The organism is Actinomadura sp. CNU-125 (assembly GCF_001942465.1).
Classification (GTDB): domain Bacteria; phylum Actinomycetota; class Actinomycetes; order Streptosporangiales; family Streptosporangiaceae; genus Spirillospora.
The window spans coordinates 1-15,110 of record NZ_MKJY01000120.1; the positions used below are offsets into that span (position 1 = coordinate 1).

13 protein-coding genes and 3 pseudogenes are annotated in these 15,110 nt (G+C 72.3%); 6 read left to right on the plus strand and 10 right to left on the minus strand.

Features of this window, described 5'->3' with window-relative positions; genetic code table 11:
• From BJF79_RS16010 to BJF79_RS16020, 3 genes and pseudogenes are all read right to left on the minus strand, one after another.
• Nucleotides 1–339, minus strand: a pseudogene (locus BJF79_RS16010) (amidohydrolase); the annotation flags it as partial.
• A 329-nt stretch (nt 340–668) separates the two neighbouring features.
• Entirely contained in the window at nt 669–2,738 is a 2,070-nt protein-coding gene (locus BJF79_RS16015) for an NAD(P)/FAD-dependent oxidoreductase (protein WP_262402105.1), read from the minus strand.
• Nucleotides 2,739–2,864: 126 nt separating this feature from the next.
• Entirely contained in the window at nt 2,865–3,854 is a 990-nt protein-coding gene (locus tag BJF79_RS16020) for a cation diffusion facilitator family transporter (protein ID WP_075898341.1), read from the minus strand.
• Nucleotides 3,855–3,941: 87 nt separating this feature from the next.
• On the opposite strand from BJF79_RS16020, the gene BJF79_RS16025 reads away from it, so the two are divergent.
• Nucleotides 3,942–4,289, plus strand: a complete 348-nt coding sequence (locus BJF79_RS16025) for an ArsR/SmtB family transcription factor (RefSeq protein ID WP_143219957.1) — start codon at nt 3,942–3,944, stop codon at nt 4,287–4,289.
• 32 nt (nt 4,290–4,321) lie between these two features.
• On the opposite strand, the gene BJF79_RS16030 is transcribed toward BJF79_RS16025, so the two are convergent.
• Entirely contained in the window at nt 4,322–4,702 is a 381-nt protein-coding gene (locus BJF79_RS16030; protein ID WP_075898345.1) for an ArsR/SmtB family transcription factor, read from the minus strand.
• Nucleotides 4,703–5,065: 363 nt separating this feature from the next.
• On the opposite strand from BJF79_RS16030, the pseudogene BJF79_RS65575 reads away from it, so the two are divergent.
• A pseudogene (locus tag BJF79_RS65575) lies at nt 5,066–6,109 on the plus strand (HAD-IC family P-type ATPase); the annotation flags it as partial.
• A complete protein-coding gene (locus BJF79_RS65580) occupies nt 6,021–6,755 on the plus strand; it encodes an HAD-IC family P-type ATPase (protein WP_316043355.1) in 735 nt (244 codons plus the stop codon). The pseudogene BJF79_RS65575 and the gene BJF79_RS65580, both read left to right, overlap by 89 nt.
• Nucleotides 6,756–6,786: 31 nt before the next feature.
• Here BJF79_RS65580 and BJF79_RS16040 read toward each other — a convergent pair whose 3' ends face one another.
• Nucleotides 6,787–7,509, minus strand: coding sequence for a TetR/AcrR family transcriptional regulator (locus BJF79_RS16040; RefSeq protein WP_075898347.1), 723 nt, complete (start codon nt 7,507–7,509; stop codon nt 6,787–6,789).
• Nucleotides 7,510–7,593: 84 nt separating this feature from the next.
• On the opposite strand from BJF79_RS16040, the gene BJF79_RS16045 reads away from it, so the two are divergent.
• A complete protein-coding gene (locus tag BJF79_RS16045) occupies nt 7,594–9,066 on the plus strand; it encodes an MFS transporter (RefSeq protein ID WP_083733488.1) in 1,473 nt (490 codons plus the stop codon).
• 232 nt (nt 9,067–9,298) lie between these two features.
• On the opposite strand, the gene BJF79_RS16050 is transcribed toward BJF79_RS16045, so the two are convergent.
• Entirely contained in the window at nt 9,299–10,171 is an 873-nt protein-coding gene (locus BJF79_RS16050; protein WP_075898351.1) for a helix-turn-helix domain-containing protein, read from the minus strand.
• A gap of 101 nt (nt 10,172–10,272) precedes the next feature.
• Here BJF79_RS16050 and BJF79_RS16055 point away from each other — a divergent pair, with 101 nt between their 5' ends.
• On the plus strand, nt 10,273–11,034 hold the full coding sequence (locus tag BJF79_RS16055) for an SDR family oxidoreductase (RefSeq protein WP_075898353.1): 762 nt from the start codon (nt 10,273–10,275) through the stop codon (nt 11,032–11,034).
• Between the two features lie 29 nt (nt 11,035–11,063).
• The gene (locus BJF79_RS16060) at nt 11,064–11,273 is read left to right on the plus strand and encodes a tautomerase family protein (RefSeq protein ID WP_075898355.1); all 210 of its coding nucleotides are present in this window, start codon (nt 11,064–11,066) and stop codon (nt 11,271–11,273) included.
• Between the two features lie 220 nt (nt 11,274–11,493).
• On the opposite strand, the gene BJF79_RS16065 is transcribed toward BJF79_RS16060, so the two are convergent.
• From BJF79_RS16065 to BJF79_RS16080, 4 genes and pseudogenes are all read right to left on the minus strand, one after another.
• Nucleotides 11,494–12,819: an erythromycin esterase family protein gene (locus BJF79_RS16065; protein WP_075898357.1), complete on the minus strand. Its 1,326-nt coding sequence runs from the start codon at nt 12,817–12,819 to the stop codon at nt 11,494–11,496.
• A 701-nt stretch (nt 12,820–13,520) separates the two neighbouring features.
• Nucleotides 13,521–14,416: pseudogene (locus tag BJF79_RS55470) on the minus strand (serine hydrolase domain-containing protein).
• On the minus strand, nt 14,395–14,550 hold the full coding sequence (locus BJF79_RS55475; RefSeq protein ID WP_158079192.1) for a hypothetical protein: 156 nt from the start codon (nt 14,548–14,550) through the stop codon (nt 14,395–14,397). The pseudogene BJF79_RS55470 and the gene BJF79_RS55475 overlap by 22 nt, the downstream one beginning before the upstream one ends.
• Nucleotides 14,551–14,639: 89 nt before the next feature.
• Nucleotides 14,640–15,110: transposase (locus BJF79_RS16080; protein ID WP_187357006.1), on the minus strand; the 471-nt coding region annotated here is incomplete at its 5' end.

Genomic DNA, 15,110 nt, shown 5'->3' on the forward strand with positions numbered 1-15,110 from the left:
CGCCGCGAACCCCGGGAACGACGGGAAGTTCATCGAGCCGAGGATGCCGCCCGCGTCCATGTCCTTGACGCGCTCGTCCACGTCATAGCAGCCGGGCCGGATCTCGTCGAGGCCCTGCGGTTCGAGGCCGTACTCCTCCTTGGGCCGGCCCGCCACCGCGTTCAGGGCGACGTTGGGGATCACGGTGTCGCGGAACGTCCACATGTCGCTGCCGTCGTCCTGATGCACCAGCCGGGGCGCGTCGTCCCGGTACTTGGCGGGGAGGTGGTTCACGAACATGTCGGGCGGTTCGATGATGTGGTCGTCGACGCTGATCAGGATCATGTCGTCGCGGTCCATGACGCACCCTCTTTCACTCGGGGTGACGGCGCCCGCCTGCGGGCGATGATGCGGTCCCGGTTCCAGGAGGATCTCCCCGCCATCGCTGAGACCGCGGCTCTCGACATCAGAGAAGCAGCGTCTTAGACGAAAATCAAGACCGTGTTATACGGCTGTACAGGATCCGGGATCGGCATTATCTTCCAGGCAAATGACGGACCCGCGACGGACATCGTCGGCGAGCAGCCGGGACACCGCCGCGCCCCCGACGGGCGTCGGGGGCGCCATCGACCGCGATCAGATCGCGGTGGCCACCTTCCACGCCGAGTGCATCGCGCCCTCGATGTAGTTCACCTCGTCGGCGTCGCCGAGAGGTGGACCGCGACGCCGTCCTCGGCCAGTTCGTCGGCGAGCGGCGCCGCCGCGGAGACGCCCGACGCCACGACGACCATCCGCGCCGGCGCGGACCGCGACTTGCCGTCGACCGTGAACTCGACGGTCTTGCGGGTGATGCGCTCGACGGTCGCGTTGCGGTGGATCTTCACGCCCAGCTCGCCGGCGTGCTTGACGGCGGTCCAGCGGCGGGGCATCGCCATCGGCACACCGAGCTGCCGGCCTTCCTCGATCAGGGTCACCCGACTGCCGCGCGCGGCGAGGAACTCCGCGAGTTCGAGACCGACGAGCGAGCCCCCGATGACGACGACGTACTTGCTCATCGGCAGGAACTTGAGGTACTTGCGGCTCAGGTCGCGGATCCTGGCGGGGCTCTTCGTGATGCCGACGAGGCCGCCGAGCCTGCCGGCGACCCGCAGGAACAGCCGCTGGTCCGAGACGTCGCCGGTGCCGGTCATCAGACCGCGCAGGGTGTCGCCCGTATGCACGTGGGGCAGGTCGCCGCCCGGAACGTTCGGACGTCCGCGCACGGCGCCCGTGGCGACGACGACGGCGTCGGGCGCGAGGGCCTTGATCGTCGCGGCGGTGGCCTCGGTCTTCAGCCGGACATCGACACCGGCCCGCCGCACCTCCTGGGTCAGCCACTTCAGCAGGCGCTCGTTGTCGGGGGTGGTCAGCGTCGAGAACCACAGCGTTCCGCCGAGACGATCGGTCTTGTCCAGCAAGGTGACGCGGTGGCCGCGTTCGGTGGCGACGCGTGCGGTCTCCATGCCGCCCGGCCCGGCACCGACGACGACGACGTGCTTGGGGGTCGTGGTGCGCGGGAACGGCAGCAGCGTCTCGTTGCCCAGCGCCGGGTTGACCGCGCACAGCGGGGTGGCGTCCCAGAAGTTCTCCTGCACGCACACGTAGCAGTTGATGCACGGGCGGACCTGCTCGCCGCGGCCGTCCTTCAGCTTGCCGACCAGGTCGGGATCGGCCAGCAGCTGGCGGCCCATGGCGACGAAATCGGTGCGGCCCTCGGCGATCATCCGCTCGCCGACCTCGGGCAGCATGCGGCCGACGGTGATGACCGGGATCGACACCGCGCGCTTCACGACCGCGGCGTTGTCGGTGTAGAAGCCGACCTTGTCGGGCAGCGGGCCGTCGGTGAAGTTCGCGAACGCGTTCAGCGCGGTGCCGGTGACGTGGACGGCATCGGCACCCGCCTGCTCGAACATGGCGGCGGCACCGGCGGCCTCGTCGGGCGTCAGCCCCTCGGACTCGCCGTACTCCTGCCCCGCCAGCCGCACGATGACGGCGAGGTCGTCGCCGATCTCCTCCTTGACCGCGCGGATCACCTCGCACGTCAGCCGCGCCCGGTTCTCGAGCGACCCGCCGTACTCGTCGGTGCGCTGGTTCGAGTAACGGCTCAGGAAGCCGCCGAGTACGTAGTTGTGGGCGCAGTGGATCTCGACGGCGTCGCCGCCGGCGGCCTTCACACGGCCCGCGGCCTCCGCGAACATCCGGACCAGCCACGCGAGGTCCTCGTGGGTGGCCTCATGGTGGGCGGCCTTCTTGCCCTCCTGGATCGCGGCCATCTTCCCGAGTTCCTCGGGAGTGCAGTCGATCATCGCGCTCATGTCGCCGGGAGGCTTCGGGACGGACGGCACCAGCTGCGGCCGGCCGTCGAGGGTGTCGATCCGGGCGACCTTGCCGTGGTGCACCATCTGCACGCACAGCTTGCTGCCCGCCTCGTGGACCGCGTCGGCCAGCGCCCTGAGGCCGGGGATGAACCGGTCCTCGGACAGGCCGGGCTCCTTGCGGCTGGTGCAGCCCTGCGGATAGGCGACGGCGCAGCAGCCCGTGATGATCATGCCGGTGCCGCCCTTGGCGCGGGCCGCGAAGTGGTCTATGTCGCCCTGATGGATCTCGCCGTCCTCGCAGAGGTTCATGTCCATCGCGGGGAGGACCACTCGGTTGGCCAGCGCGATGGGCCCGATCTTGCCGGGCGAGAGAAGGGCCGGGAACGTTTGCTGTCGGATCACCACCAGCAGGAAGTTATGTCACGGCGCCGATTCTTTCCGGCGTCCTCTCGCTCAGCGAGACGTCACCTGCCTGCGCGGAGGCGGCGGGCCGGGACGGAGGGGCGACGTCTTCGCAGCCGATGCGGGTCACGTCATGTGGTGCGCGAGCGCGAGGTGCGGGTCGGGGCCGTCCGTCGGCGGGGCCGGGTCGGCGTGCACGAGGGCCGCGGTCAGCTTGGGGACGGCGTGCAGCAGGGCGTGTTCGGCGTCGACGGCGATGTCGTGGGCCTCCCGGACGGTGAGGTCGGCGTCGACGACGACGGCCACCTCCGCCCGTAGCCGGTGGCCGATCCACCGCATGCGCAGTTCGCCGACCTCCCGAACGCCCCGCACCTGCCGCAGCGCGTCCTCGGCGCGGCCGAGGAGGGCGGGGTCCACGGCGTCCATGACCCGCCGGAGCACCTCGCCCGCGGCGTCCCGCAGCATCAGCAGGATCGCGGCGGTGATCGCCAGGCCGACGATCGGGTCGGCGTACCGCCAGCCGACGGCCGCGCCCGCGGCGCCGAGCAGGACGGCCAGCGAGGTGAGGCCGTCGGTGCGGGCGTGCAGCCCGTCGGCGACCAGGGCCGCCGATCCGATCCGGCGGCCGACGCGGATCCGGTAGCGGGCGACCCACTCGTTGCCGAGGAACCCGACGACGGCCGCCGCGGCGACGACGCCGACGTGGTCCATGTCGCGGGGGTCGAGCAGGCGGTTCACGGCCGTCCATCCGGCGAACGCGGCGGAGGCGGCGATCGTCAGCACGATGACGATGCCCGCCAGGTCCTCGGCGCGTCCGTAGCCGTAGGTGAACCGGCGGGAGGCGGCGCGCCGTCCGAGGACGAACGCCACGCCGAGCGGCACGGCGGTCAAGGCGTCCGCGGCGTTGTGCACGGTGTCGCCCAGCAGCGCGACCGAACCGGACAGCACGACGATCCCCGCCTGTGCGGCGGCCGTCACGCCCAGAACGGCCAGCGAGACCCACAGAGCGCGCATGCCCCGCGCGGACGACTCCAGCGGCCCGTCGACCTTGTCGGAGGAGTCGTGGCTGTGCGGCGTCACCAAGTGCCGCAGCCGGTGCTCGTGGTGTTCGCTCATCTGAATGCCTCCAAGAACGACGCACTCCCGAGGGGGCGAGTGGACACGGGCATGCCCTCGCTCCATTATGTGCTTATGAGCGCACGCATGCATCTATCACCTGCGGCCGGGCCGCACCTGCATCGACCGGGCGAGGAACAGTTCGCACTCGCCGCCGAACTACTGGCCCTGCTCGGCGACCGCACGCGCCTGGTCCTGCTGCACCGGCTGGCCGCCGGTGAGGCCGACGTGTCCACGCTGACCGAGGTGTGCGGCGCCGCGCGTCCCGCCGTCAGCCAGCACCTGGCGCGCCTGCGCCTGGCCGGCCTGGTCGTCACCCGCAAGGAGGGCCGCCGGGTCGTCTACAGCCTCGGCGACGGCCACCTGCGCCGGCTGGTCGACGAGGCGCTCAGCGTGGCCGACCACCGACTCACCGACAGGCCCTCGCACGACTGAACGACGCCTCCCGCGTTCCGGGCGGCCCGCCGTCACCCGCCTCGAACGGCCGTGCCGGTGGCGGCGTCGGACAGCCCGAGTTGCAGGTGTTCGACGTGGTAGACGGCCTGGTCGAGCAGTTCGGCGACGTGGTCGTCGTACAAGGCGTAGACCACTGAGCGACCCTCACGGGTACCGACGACCAGGCCGAGGTTGCGCAGCAGCCGCAGCTGATGGGAGCAGGCCGACTGCTCCATGCCCACGGCGCGGGCGAGTTCCGTGGCGGGCAGCGGCCCCTCGCGGAGGCGGGCGAGGATCAGCAGCCGGGAGGGCGTGGCCAGGGCCTGCAGCGTGGTGGCGACCTTGGCCGCCGCCGCCGCGTCCAGAGACGTGCGCGGGGCGGAATCGTCGGCCGGGGCGGCTCCATGACCCATGGCCGCCACCTTACCGGCACAACACATGAAGACATCTTCATGTGTTCCTGTATGGTCGGAGCGATCCGTCACCGCACCGCCGCCGGAGGCCGCCCCATGACGACCACGCTGCGCCCGTCGCCCCCGGCCATCGCCGGACGTCCGGCGGGCCACCGCCGCACGGGGGTTCTCGCACTGCCCGAAGTGCGCTGGGCCGCGGCGGCACTGGCGCTTTTCCTGGCCGCGCTGCCGCCCTACCTGCTGGACGCCCCCGCCTGGGCGTGGGCGCCCCTGTTCGCCCTGACCTACGCGACCGGCGGCTGGGCGCCCGGCCTGACGGGCCTGCGCGGCCTGCGGGACAAGACCCTGGACGTGGACCTGCTCATGGTGGCCGCGGCGCTCGGCGCGGCGGCGATCGGGCAGGTACTGGACGGGGCGCTGCTGATCGTCATCTTCGCCGCCTCCGGCGCTCTGGAAGCCGTCGCCACCGCCCGCACCGCCGACTCGGTGCGCGGCCTGCTCGACCTCGCGCCCGCCACCGCCGCCCGCCTGGACGGCGGCGGCCGCGAGGAGCGGGTGGCCGCGGACGCGCTCGCGGTCGGGGACGTGATCCTGGTCCGTCCGGGCGAACGGATCGGCGCCGACGGGCGGGTGCTGGACGGCGGCAGCGAGGTGGACCAGGCGTCCGTCACCGGCGAACCGCTGCCGGTGGCCAAGCACACCGGCGACGAGGTGTTCGCCGGAACGCTGAACGGCACGGGCGCGCTGCGGGTGCGGGTCGAGCGCGACCCGGCCGATTCGGTGATCGCCCGCATCGTGGCCCTCGTCGAGGAAGCGTCGCGGACCAAGGCCCCGACCCAGCTGTTCATCGAGAAGGTCGAACAGCGGTACTCGATCGGCATGGTGGCCGCCACGATCGCGCTGTTCACGATCCCCCTGGCCTTCGGCGCGGCGCTGCAGCCGACCCTCCTGCGGGCGATGACCTTCATGATCGTCGCGTCGCCGTGCGCCGTCGTGCTGGCCACCATGCCGCCGCTGCTGTCCGCCATCGCCAACGCCGGACGGCACGGGGTCCTGGTCAAGTCGGCGGTCGCCATGGAACGGATCGGCCGGGTCGACGCGGTGGCGCTGGACAAGACCGGCACTCTGACCGAGGGCGTCCCCCGGGTCACCGACGTCGTCCCGCTGGACGCGTCCGGCCTCACCGGCGACGAACTCCTGGCGCTCGCGGCCGCCGCCGAGCGTCCCAGCGAGCACCCGCTGGCCCGCGCCGTCGTCCGGGCCGCCCGCGACCTGGACGTCCCGCCCGCCGAGGCGTTCGCCTCGACGACCGGCACCGGTGTGCGCGCCATCGTGGCCGGGCACGACATCGCGGTCGGCGCTCCCGCCCGCCTGCCGCCGCACCCCGCGGATCCGGCCGCCGCCGTCATCGCCGGGATCGAGGACGCCGGCCGCACCGCCGTGCTGGTCACCCGCGACGGCGACCCGGCCGGAGCGCCTGGGCATCGCCGACCGGATCCGCGCCGACGCCGCCGCCACCGTCGCCGCGCTGACCGAACTGACCGGCGCGACCCCGGTCCTGCTGACCGGCGACAACCCCCGGGCCGCCGCCGGGCTCGCCGCCGAGGCCGGCATCGACGACGTCCGCGCGGGGCTGCTTCCGCAGGACAAGGTCGCCGCCGTCCGGGAACTCGAAGCCGAAGGACACCGGGTCCTGGTGGTGGGCGACGGCGTCAACGACGCCCCCGCGCTGGCCGCCGCCCACACCGGCGTCGCGATGGGACGCGCCGGATCGGACCTCGCGCTGGAGACCGCCGACGCGATCGTGGTCCGCGACGAACTCGCCGCCGTCCCCGCGGCCGTCGACCTGTCCCGCCGCGCCCGCCGCCTGGTGAAGCAGAACCTCGTCATCGCCGGAACGTTCATCGCCGTCCTGGTCGCCTGGGACCTGACCGGGACCCTCCCGCTCCCGCTCGGCGTCGCCGGACACGAGGGCTCCACCGTCATCGTCGCGCTCAACGGCCTGCGCCTCCTGCGCTCCGCCGCATGGAGGCCCGTCGGCCGAGCGCGTTGACGGGCGTGCCCCCGGCCGCTCGTCCGCTACCTCACCGCGGACCGTCCGCGAGGACCGCGGCGAGCCGCGCCTCGACGCCGTCCAGCGTCCGGTCGAGCATGTAGGCGAAGATCTGGTCGCGTTCCCAGCCGCTGGTGAGCGCGGTCGCGAGGGCCGCCGCCCCCGGACGGGACGGGTCGTCGCGGAGGCCGGCGAGACGGGCCGCGATGGAGGCGCGCAGCTTCGGTGCGGCGTCGCGCTCGTCCTCGGCCGCGATCAGGTGGACCGCCGCGTTCAGCAGCGTCACGTAGGCGGCGGGGGCCTCGTCGCCGAACCCGGCGGCCCCGAGGCGGCCGACGCCCTCCTCGATGATGGCGGTGGCGGCCGGGACGATCGGGGCCGCCACGCCGAGCCAGCGTGCGACCCCCGGGTGGGCCAGCAGCACCGGCCGCAAGGACGTCAGCAGCGTGTGGAACCACGGGCGCCACCGGAGTTCGGCGCCGGGCAGCGGCGCGCGGCGCAGGATCGCGTCGACCACCGCGATCTCCACCGCCCCGCGGTCCCCGACATGGTGGGTGATCGCGGTGGGCCAGCAGTCGAGCGCCGCGGCCAGGTCGCGCAGCGACCAGCCGGAAAGGCCGCGTTCGGCCGTCAGCGCCACGCCCGCCTCGACGATCTCCGCGGCGGTCAGCGGCCGCTGGTCACGGGCGCTGCGAGGCCCGCGCGTCCCGGTCGGCCGGCGCCGCGGATCGTCCCGTCCCGTTGCAGGGCTCATCGTTCCCTCTTCCCAATGCCCCCACCTGAAGGTTAGGTTAGGCAAACCTTTTGTACAGTGAACAAATCTGGAGACGGAGGCGTCATGGCTCCTGGTCCCGCACACGATCCCGACGGCTCGGAGAAAACGGCGTCCGGCGTGGCGCCGCCCCCGAAGGACGGTGATCGGGGGCCCGGCACGGTGCGGCGCGCGGGCTGGATCCTCGCCTGCGTCGTCACGGTCCAGTTCCTCGTCTCGCTGGACCTGTCGCTCGTCAACGTCGCGCTCCCGGCGGTCCAGAACGATCTCCGGCTCTCCGCGAGCACCCTGAACTGGGTCGTCGTCGCCTACGTTATCGTCAACGGCGGTTTCCTCCTGGCGGGCGGCCGGACGGGCGATCTGCTCGGCCGCCGCCGCGTCCTGGCCGCCGGACTCGTCCTGTTCGCGCTCGCCAGCGTGGCGGGCGGCCTCGCGACCACCGGCTGGCCGCTGGTGGCGGCCCGGGCGCTGCAGGGCCTCGGCGCGGCCGCCGCGTCCCCGGTCGCGCTCGCCCTGGTGACCGCGCACTTCCCCGAGGGACCCGCCCGGGCGCGGGCGCTCGGACTGTGGGCGGGCGCGACCGTTGCGGGCGGCGCCGTCGGCGTGGTGGCGTCCGGCGTCCTCACCGAGACCCTCGGCTGGCGGGCGGTGCTGCTGGTGAACGTGCCCATCGCCGCGTTCGGCCTGCTCGCGGCCGCACGGCTGCCCGCCGACCGGGCGCGCCGCGACGTGCGCCCGGACGTCCTCGGCGCCGTCCTCGCCACGTCCGGCATGAGCCTGCTGGTCCTCGGCGTCTCGGTCGCCGACTCGCGGGGCTGGACGGCGCCGCTCACGCTCGGCGCCCTCACCGCCGGGCTCGCGGTGCTCGCCGCGTTCGTCCTGGCGGAACGGCGGGCCGCCGACCCGCTCGTCCGGCTCGGGCTGTTCGCGCACCGCGCGGTGCTCGGCGCGAACGTGTTCGGGTTCCTCATCACGGCGGGCCAGCTCGCGAGCTTCTACTTCGTCTCGCTGCACATGCAGCGGGTGCTCGGCTTCGACGCGCTGAGCACGGGCCTGGCCTTCCTGCCGTTCTGCCTGGGCTCGGTGGCCGGAATGATCGCCGCGACCCGGACGCTCGCCCGCGTCGGCCCCCGCGCGATCCTCGTCGGGGGCGGGCTGGTCGGTGCGGCCGGGATGGCGTGGTTCGGGCTCGGCGGCCCCGGCGGCACGTTCTGGTCCGACGTCCTCGGGCCGTCGCTGGTCGCCGGCGTCGGGATCGGCGCGAGCTTCGTCGCGATGGGCTCGGCCGCCACGACCGGCGTCCCGGCCGAGGACGCGGGCATGGTGTCCGGGCTGCTCAACGGCTTCCGGCTCGTCGGCGGCGCCTTCGGCCTCGCCGTGCTCGGGACGCTCGCCACGACCGTCACCGGCCACGCCGCCGACCCCTCATCGGCCGCGGCGGCCAGCGCCGGATACAACGCCGGCCTGCTGGCGGCGGCGTGCCTTCTCGCGGCAGGCGCCCTGTTCTGCCTGGTCATCCCCGGACACCGGCGCACCTAGCGGCGCTTCGACCCCGGTGGCCGCCGAGCGAGGGACGGCACCCGCACCATGGCCGTCCCCGAACAGGAGCAACACCCGCAAGCGACGCGCGCAGTGGAAGGCGACCGCTCCGGACCTGACGCGTCACCGTCGACGGACGGAGAACCCTCGTCCGCGCCTACCTGCGCACCGACGGGACGGCACCGAGGCGTCTGAGAAGCGACCATCGGGCAGGGTGCAACAGGACCAGGCTTCACTGGAACGCGCCGTCGGTGGCGTTGGACAGGTCCTGGGTTCCAAGGACGCCCAGTAGCTCAAGGCGGTCGGCGCTGTCGGTGCCGATGGCCGGGGTGAACCACAGCAGCCGCTGTCGGCCGTCCTCACTGAAGAGATTGAGGCAGTTCACATCGATGAGTCCGAGTGCGGGGTGGTCGATCCGCTTGCGGTCGGTACGGCGGAATGCGACGTCGTGCTCGGCCCACACCTCGGCGAACTCGGCGGACGCGGCGAGGAGCGCGTCGATCAGGGACGTGGCCTCGGTGTCGCGGCCGTCCCTGCGCCCGGCGGCCGCCCGCAGGTCGGCGGCGAAGGCGCGTGTGTGGGTGACGTGATCCTCTGGTGGATAGAGGTCGCGCGTGGACGGGTCGGTGAACCAGCGGTAGACGAGGCTGGCGTCGCGGCCCCGGAATCCCGAGTGGTCTCCGACCAGCGCCACCGCGAGCGGATTCTGCACGAGGGTGACGTGGAGGTCGGTGATGATCTGCGCGGGTGTACCGGAAAGGCGGTCCAGGAGGCTGAGCATGCCCGGGTGAACGTGGGAGACGGCCCCGCCATGGATCGGGACCGGACGGTTGGCCAGATGGTAGAGGTGGTCCCGCTCGTCGTCGGCGAGCCGCAGCGCGCGGGCGAGCGCGGCCAGCATCTGTTCCGACGGCTGCGCGCCCGCGCCCCGCTCGAGTTCGATGTAGTACTCCACCGAGGCACCCGCCAACTGGGCGACCTCGTCGCGCCGCAGTCCGGGCACGCGGCGTCGCGGGCCTGCGGGCAGACCGACGTCGGCCGGACGGATCCGGTTCCGCCGCGAACGCAGGAACGCTCCCAGCTGGGCGTACTTCGGAGTGTTCATGTCCTCCAGTCTGCACCCGCCCGTAGCCCGGACACAGGGGTCGCCGTCCCCACCTTGACCGTCCTCTGGCAGGCCGCGCCCGTCCGAGGAACGGTGGGGGCATGAGCAAGACAGACAGCAACGCGCCGCCCGCCGCCTCCCGGGTCGCGATCGTCACGGGCGGCTCCCGGGGCATCGGGCGCGCCGTCGTCCGGGAACTGGCCGGGAGGGGACTGCCCGTCGTCGTCGCCTACGCCGGCGACCACGCCGCCGCAGGCGCCGCCGTCGACGAGGTCACCAAGGCCGGGGGGCGGGCACTGGCCGTTCAAGCCGATGTCGCCGACCCCGACGCGGTCGCCGACGTCTACGACACCGCGGAGCGGGAGTTCGGCGGCGTGGACGTGGTCGTCCACGCCGCGGGACGGATGGCGCTCTCCTCGATCGCCGACCTCGATCTCGATGTCCTCGACGAGCTGCACCGCACCAACATCCGCGGCACCTTCGTGGTCGCGCGGGAGGCCGCCCGCCGGATCCGCGCGGGCGGCTCGTTCATCACGTTCTCCACCTCGGTCGTGGGGCTTCAATTCCCCACCTACGGGCCCTACGCCGCGAGCAAGGGAGCCGTCGAGGCGTTGACGCTGATTTTGGCGAGGGAACTACGCGGCCGCGATGTGACCGTCAACTCCGTGGCACCGGGGCCGACGGCGACCGCGCTCTTCCTCGACGGCAAGGACGAGGAGACCATCGATCGACTCGCCCAGCAGGCCCCGCTGGAGCGGCTGGGCACCCCCGAGGACATCGCCGAGGTCACGGCCTTCCTGGCCTCGCCCGAAGGCCACTGGGTCAACGGCCAGGTCATCCGCGCCAACGGCGGAATCATCTAACAATCGAGTTTCCTGAAGGAGCAACCACCATGCCATTCGCAGGCTTCAAGGTCCCCGCGGGCACCATCACCCAGGCGCACAAAAAGGAGATCATCGAGCGCACCACGGATCTCTTCGCTGACATCTACGGCGAGCGGGCAAGGGCGACCACCGTCGTCCTGGTCGACGAGGTCGTCGACGGCGGCTGGGGTGTGGGCGGCAACGTCCTCACCGCCGACATGCTCAACGGCGAGAGCTGACTTCCGCCTGCGCTGACCGGCACCGGGCCGCAGACATGATCTCGCGCGATCCGCCATATCGCCGAATTCTTCGGCTGAGGAGCCGACCACTCGGCGGAACCCGGCGAAGATGCGGTGCCAACCCCATGCTCGCCGACGGCGGCGACGGCCGGCTCGTCGACGCGGAGCGCCTCGCCGCCAACACCCTCCACAAGGCGTCCCTGGCGGGCCTGACCCATAGTCAGGCCGGTCGGCCGGGGGTCACCACCTGGCGGTGGACGACGACGTCGAACCATTGGCGCAGGGTGCCGCCGGACATGAACGAGCCGGACCCGATATGGGTCAGCCCGCGGGTCTCGATCGGCGCGTCCAGCCGGCGGCGCACCGGCGGCGGGGCCGGTTCGCGCAGGTCGATGGTGAACTGGGCGGTGCGGACCTTGCCGAAGGGACGCTCGAACCAGTCGCGCGCCGGCGGCGGCAGGACGGCTGTCCCGCCGCCGGTGCTGACCGTGCCGTGGTCGAAGGTGAAGCCGATCGACCGGTACCGTCCGCCGTACCAGCGGCGCAGGTACGAACCGGCGCTCGCGAACCGCATGTCCTGCTGGGGCGGCCTGGTGATACGCAGCTTCGGGGCGTTGGCGGTGTGCGGGCTCGCGGCCCAGTAGACGACCTTGTCGCCGGTGAGGCCACGCCACCACTTCAGGTTCCGGGCCGCGCGGGCGTCCCGGTAGGCGTGGCTGTCGGGCTCCGGAAGACCGAAGTGCTCGTAGAAGTACACGATCTGCCGGGCGCGGTGCAGCGCCAGCGCGTGGGCGCGGTCGTCCGGCCGGTGCGGCAGGCCCGCGACCAGCGCGCGCAGCTCGCGGGCGTGGCGGGTGTATCGGTCCTTGTCCCCCACCTTGCCGTACCACTCGATGTACTGCCACATGTCCTTTTCGGGCGGTGGCTTGATGACGTCCAGGTGGCGCCGGACCTCCGGAAGCCGCCTGGGGGCCACCGCGGCCACGTGGGCCTCGACCGCGTCGTAGGCCTGCGGCCGCGTGAGGAAGTACTCGACGCCGACGAACCGCACCTTGTCCGCGCGGCCCTCGTTGAAGTCGCGCAGCCAGCGCAACACGTCGGCCACCTCGCGCGTCCGGTAGGAGGGGAGGATCTCGCTCATAAGCGCGTTCAGGTCGCCCTCGCCTTCACGGATGTACGCGTCGATCCGGACCCCCATCGTCCAGTCCACCTCCCAGGCGATCGACCGGAACCCCATCCGCTCGACCAGGAGACGCAGGGTCCGGTGCTTGAGCCTGCTCAGTTCGGCCGCCCCGTGCACCGACTCGCCGAGCCCCACGACGGCCGCGTCCCCGATCGACCGCCGCAGCGGCGCCAGGTCGTCCAGCGGCACCGCCGGGTCGACCGTCCGCAGTGGGTCCGCATGCCGGTGGAGCCAGCCGACCACCGGCTCCGTCCGGGGCTGCGCGGCGTGCACGGCGGGCGCACCTGCCAGCGTCACCCCGATCCCGACGGCCGGGGCGAACAGCAGCAGTGACGATCGCGAGGTGCTTCCGGGGTGCTTCATGGGCTTCTCCTTCTCGCTCTGCCGTTACGATCGCCGCCCCCTTTCCGCGTGCGCATCCCCCCACGGGCGACTCGGCGAATACACCCCGTGACGTACCGAGACCGCGATCGAGTACGCCTCGATCCGTGGGCGCGGGTTTCTCGACCGGCAGGTCGGAACGCTCGGCCGCGCCGATCACCCCGCGAACGAGCGTGGAACCAGAAGGGGAGAGCCGTTGGACCATGTTCGGCCACTCCGGATCACCGGCAAAGGATGCCTAGTACGCCAACACCGAGGGACCGGACCCGGTTGGCGTCCTCCCGAAAGTGACGATCACGCGGATGGTCGAGGAGGACGACGTCCCGCAACCACCACCCCGCCATTACGAACGGCGTAACCACCGGATCCGAAGCACCCGAGCCCGCCGCGACCTCGGCATCTGCGCCCAAGTCGAAACCCCACGCGGCACCGAACGGGTCCACCTTCCCGCCGCCGCACTCAGCTGCGTCCTGCTCGGCCCCGGCACCTCCATCGCCCAACCCGCCCTGACCAGCTACGCCCGCAACGGCACCAGCCTCGTCGCCGTGGGCGCCGGCGGAGTCCGCAGCTACGCCGGCATCATGCCCGCCTCCCTCACCACCACAAGCAAGCCTCTTCCTACGAGGCTTGCGGTTCGCAGGGATTCCGAAGAGGCATCATCGCGATCCGTCTCAACACAGCCGTCATCCGGCCACGTCGGCATAGACCGCACGGACGAGCGGCGCGAACGGGTGACGGGTGTGGTGGCGTTCGTCGAAGAACTCGTTGTGGCAGATCATGACGGCGAGTTCCGCGTCCAGGTCGGCGAAGCCGAGGGCTCCGCCGGCTCCGGGGTGCCACAGGACGCGGCCGCCTCCGAACCCCAGGACCTCGTGGCGGGCGGGAACCGAGCCGCCCACCATGAGTCCGCCGGCCCCGATCACCGCTCGCGGACCGGCGATCGATCCGGCTTCGAAGGCGCACGCCCGACGATCGAGGAACGTCGCGATGCGGTCGGCGGCAAGCAGCCGCGTTCCATCGAGCTCACCGCCCTGGGCGTACACGGCCCACAATCGTGCGGCCTCTCGCGCGGTCACCCACGCACCGCTCGGGTCGATCCGATCCCGGTACTCGGGGGTGTTGATCTCGTGATCCGCTGTGACCGTGAACGTCATCGGCTCACCGCTGAGAATGTCGCCCCGCATGACGGCGAGGCGGTCCTCCGCACCGCCGGGAAGCCGGTGCCACACCCCCGAGACGCCGAGGGGCTCGTGGACCTCGTCGCGCACGAGATCTTCGAACGACCGGCCCGCCGGGTCCACCCGCCGAGCGATCTCTCCGACGACGTAGCCCCACGTTCGTGCGTGATACGTGTTGCGCCGGGCCGGATCGTCGCTCGGCGCCGAGCGCGCCAACCGGTCCGTCATCCACTCCCAGTCGCCCAAGAGCTCGGGGCGGCGTCGCCGGGGAGATCGGCCAGGCCGACGCGATGCGTGAGGGCGTCGCGAACCGTGAACGAATCCTTGCCCCGCACGCCGAACTCCGGCCAGATCGACGCGATGGTCTGGTCGTAGTCGATCACGCCGCTCTCGACCTGCACGTGAAGCGCGGTGGCCGTCGGCGCGCCAGTTCGGCCAAGCGGGCGACGTCGGGCGGGACGGTGCGGGCGGAGCGGGCGGAGCGGCGAGCGTAGTCGCGGATGCCGACGCAGGCGAGCAGGCTGTAAACGATCAAGAAGCGATGGCGCTCGACCTACACCCCACAAGGTCACGTCCAGCGGAGTGGTGTAAGAGTTGATCTCCGCGTGATCCTGTTTCTGCAGGTTAAGCGGTCAGTTCTCGCTGGTCGATCTTGGGGTCGGGTGTGTCCTCGATGACGCGCAGGCGGGCTTTGGCCAGGAACTCCAGGCCCATGTAGCGGCGGGCCTCGGCCCACTCGTCGGTCTGTTCCATCAGAACCGCCCCGACCAGCCGGACGATCGCGGCCCGGTCGGGGAAGATCCCGACCACGTCCGTGCGGCGGCGGATCTCCTTGTTCAGCCGCTCTTGCGGGTTGTTGGACCAGATCTGCCGCCAGATCTGCCGGGGGAAACCGGTGAAGGCCAGCAGGTCGGGCCTGGCCTGGTCCAGGTGCTCGGCCGCGTCCGGATGCTTGGCGGCCAGCGAATCGACGACCCGGGCGTGCTGGGCGTGGACCTCTTCGGCGGCGGGCTGGTCGAAGATGGTGCGCACCAGCGTCGCCACCCACGGCTGCGCCGACCGGGGCACCTTCGTCAGAAGATTCCGCAGGTAGTG

Coding starts and splice junctions, on each gene's coding strand:
- BJF79_RS16020 (WP_075898341.1), bottom strand. CDS start 3,854: ATGAGCGAACACCACGAGCACCGGCTGCGGCACTTGGTGACGCCGCAC.
- BJF79_RS16025 (WP_143219957.1), top strand. CDS start 3,942: ATGCATCTATCACCTGCGGCCGGGCCGCACCTGCATCGACCGGGCGAG.
- BJF79_RS16030 (WP_075898345.1), bottom strand. CDS start 4,702: ATGGGTCATGGAGCCGCCCCGGCCGACGATTCCGCCCCGCGCACGTCT.
- BJF79_RS16040 (WP_075898347.1), bottom strand. CDS start 7,509: ATGAGCCCTGCAACGGGACGGGACGATCCGCGGCGCCGGCCGACCGGG.
- BJF79_RS16045 (WP_083733488.1), top strand. CDS start 7,594: ATGGCTCCTGGTCCCGCACACGATCCCGACGGCTCGGAGAAAACGGCG.
- BJF79_RS16050 (WP_075898351.1), bottom strand. CDS start 10,171: ATGAACACTCCGAAGTACGCCCAGCTGGGAGCGTTCCTGCGTTCGCGG.
- BJF79_RS16055 (WP_075898353.1), top strand. CDS start 10,273: ATGAGCAAGACAGACAGCAACGCGCCGCCCGCCGCCTCCCGGGTCGCG.
- BJF79_RS16060 (WP_075898355.1), top strand. CDS start 11,064: ATGCCATTCGCAGGCTTCAAGGTCCCCGCGGGCACCATCACCCAGGCG.
- BJF79_RS16065 (WP_075898357.1), bottom strand. CDS start 12,819: ATGAAGCACCCCGGAAGCACCTCGCGATCGTCACTGCTGCTGTTCGCC.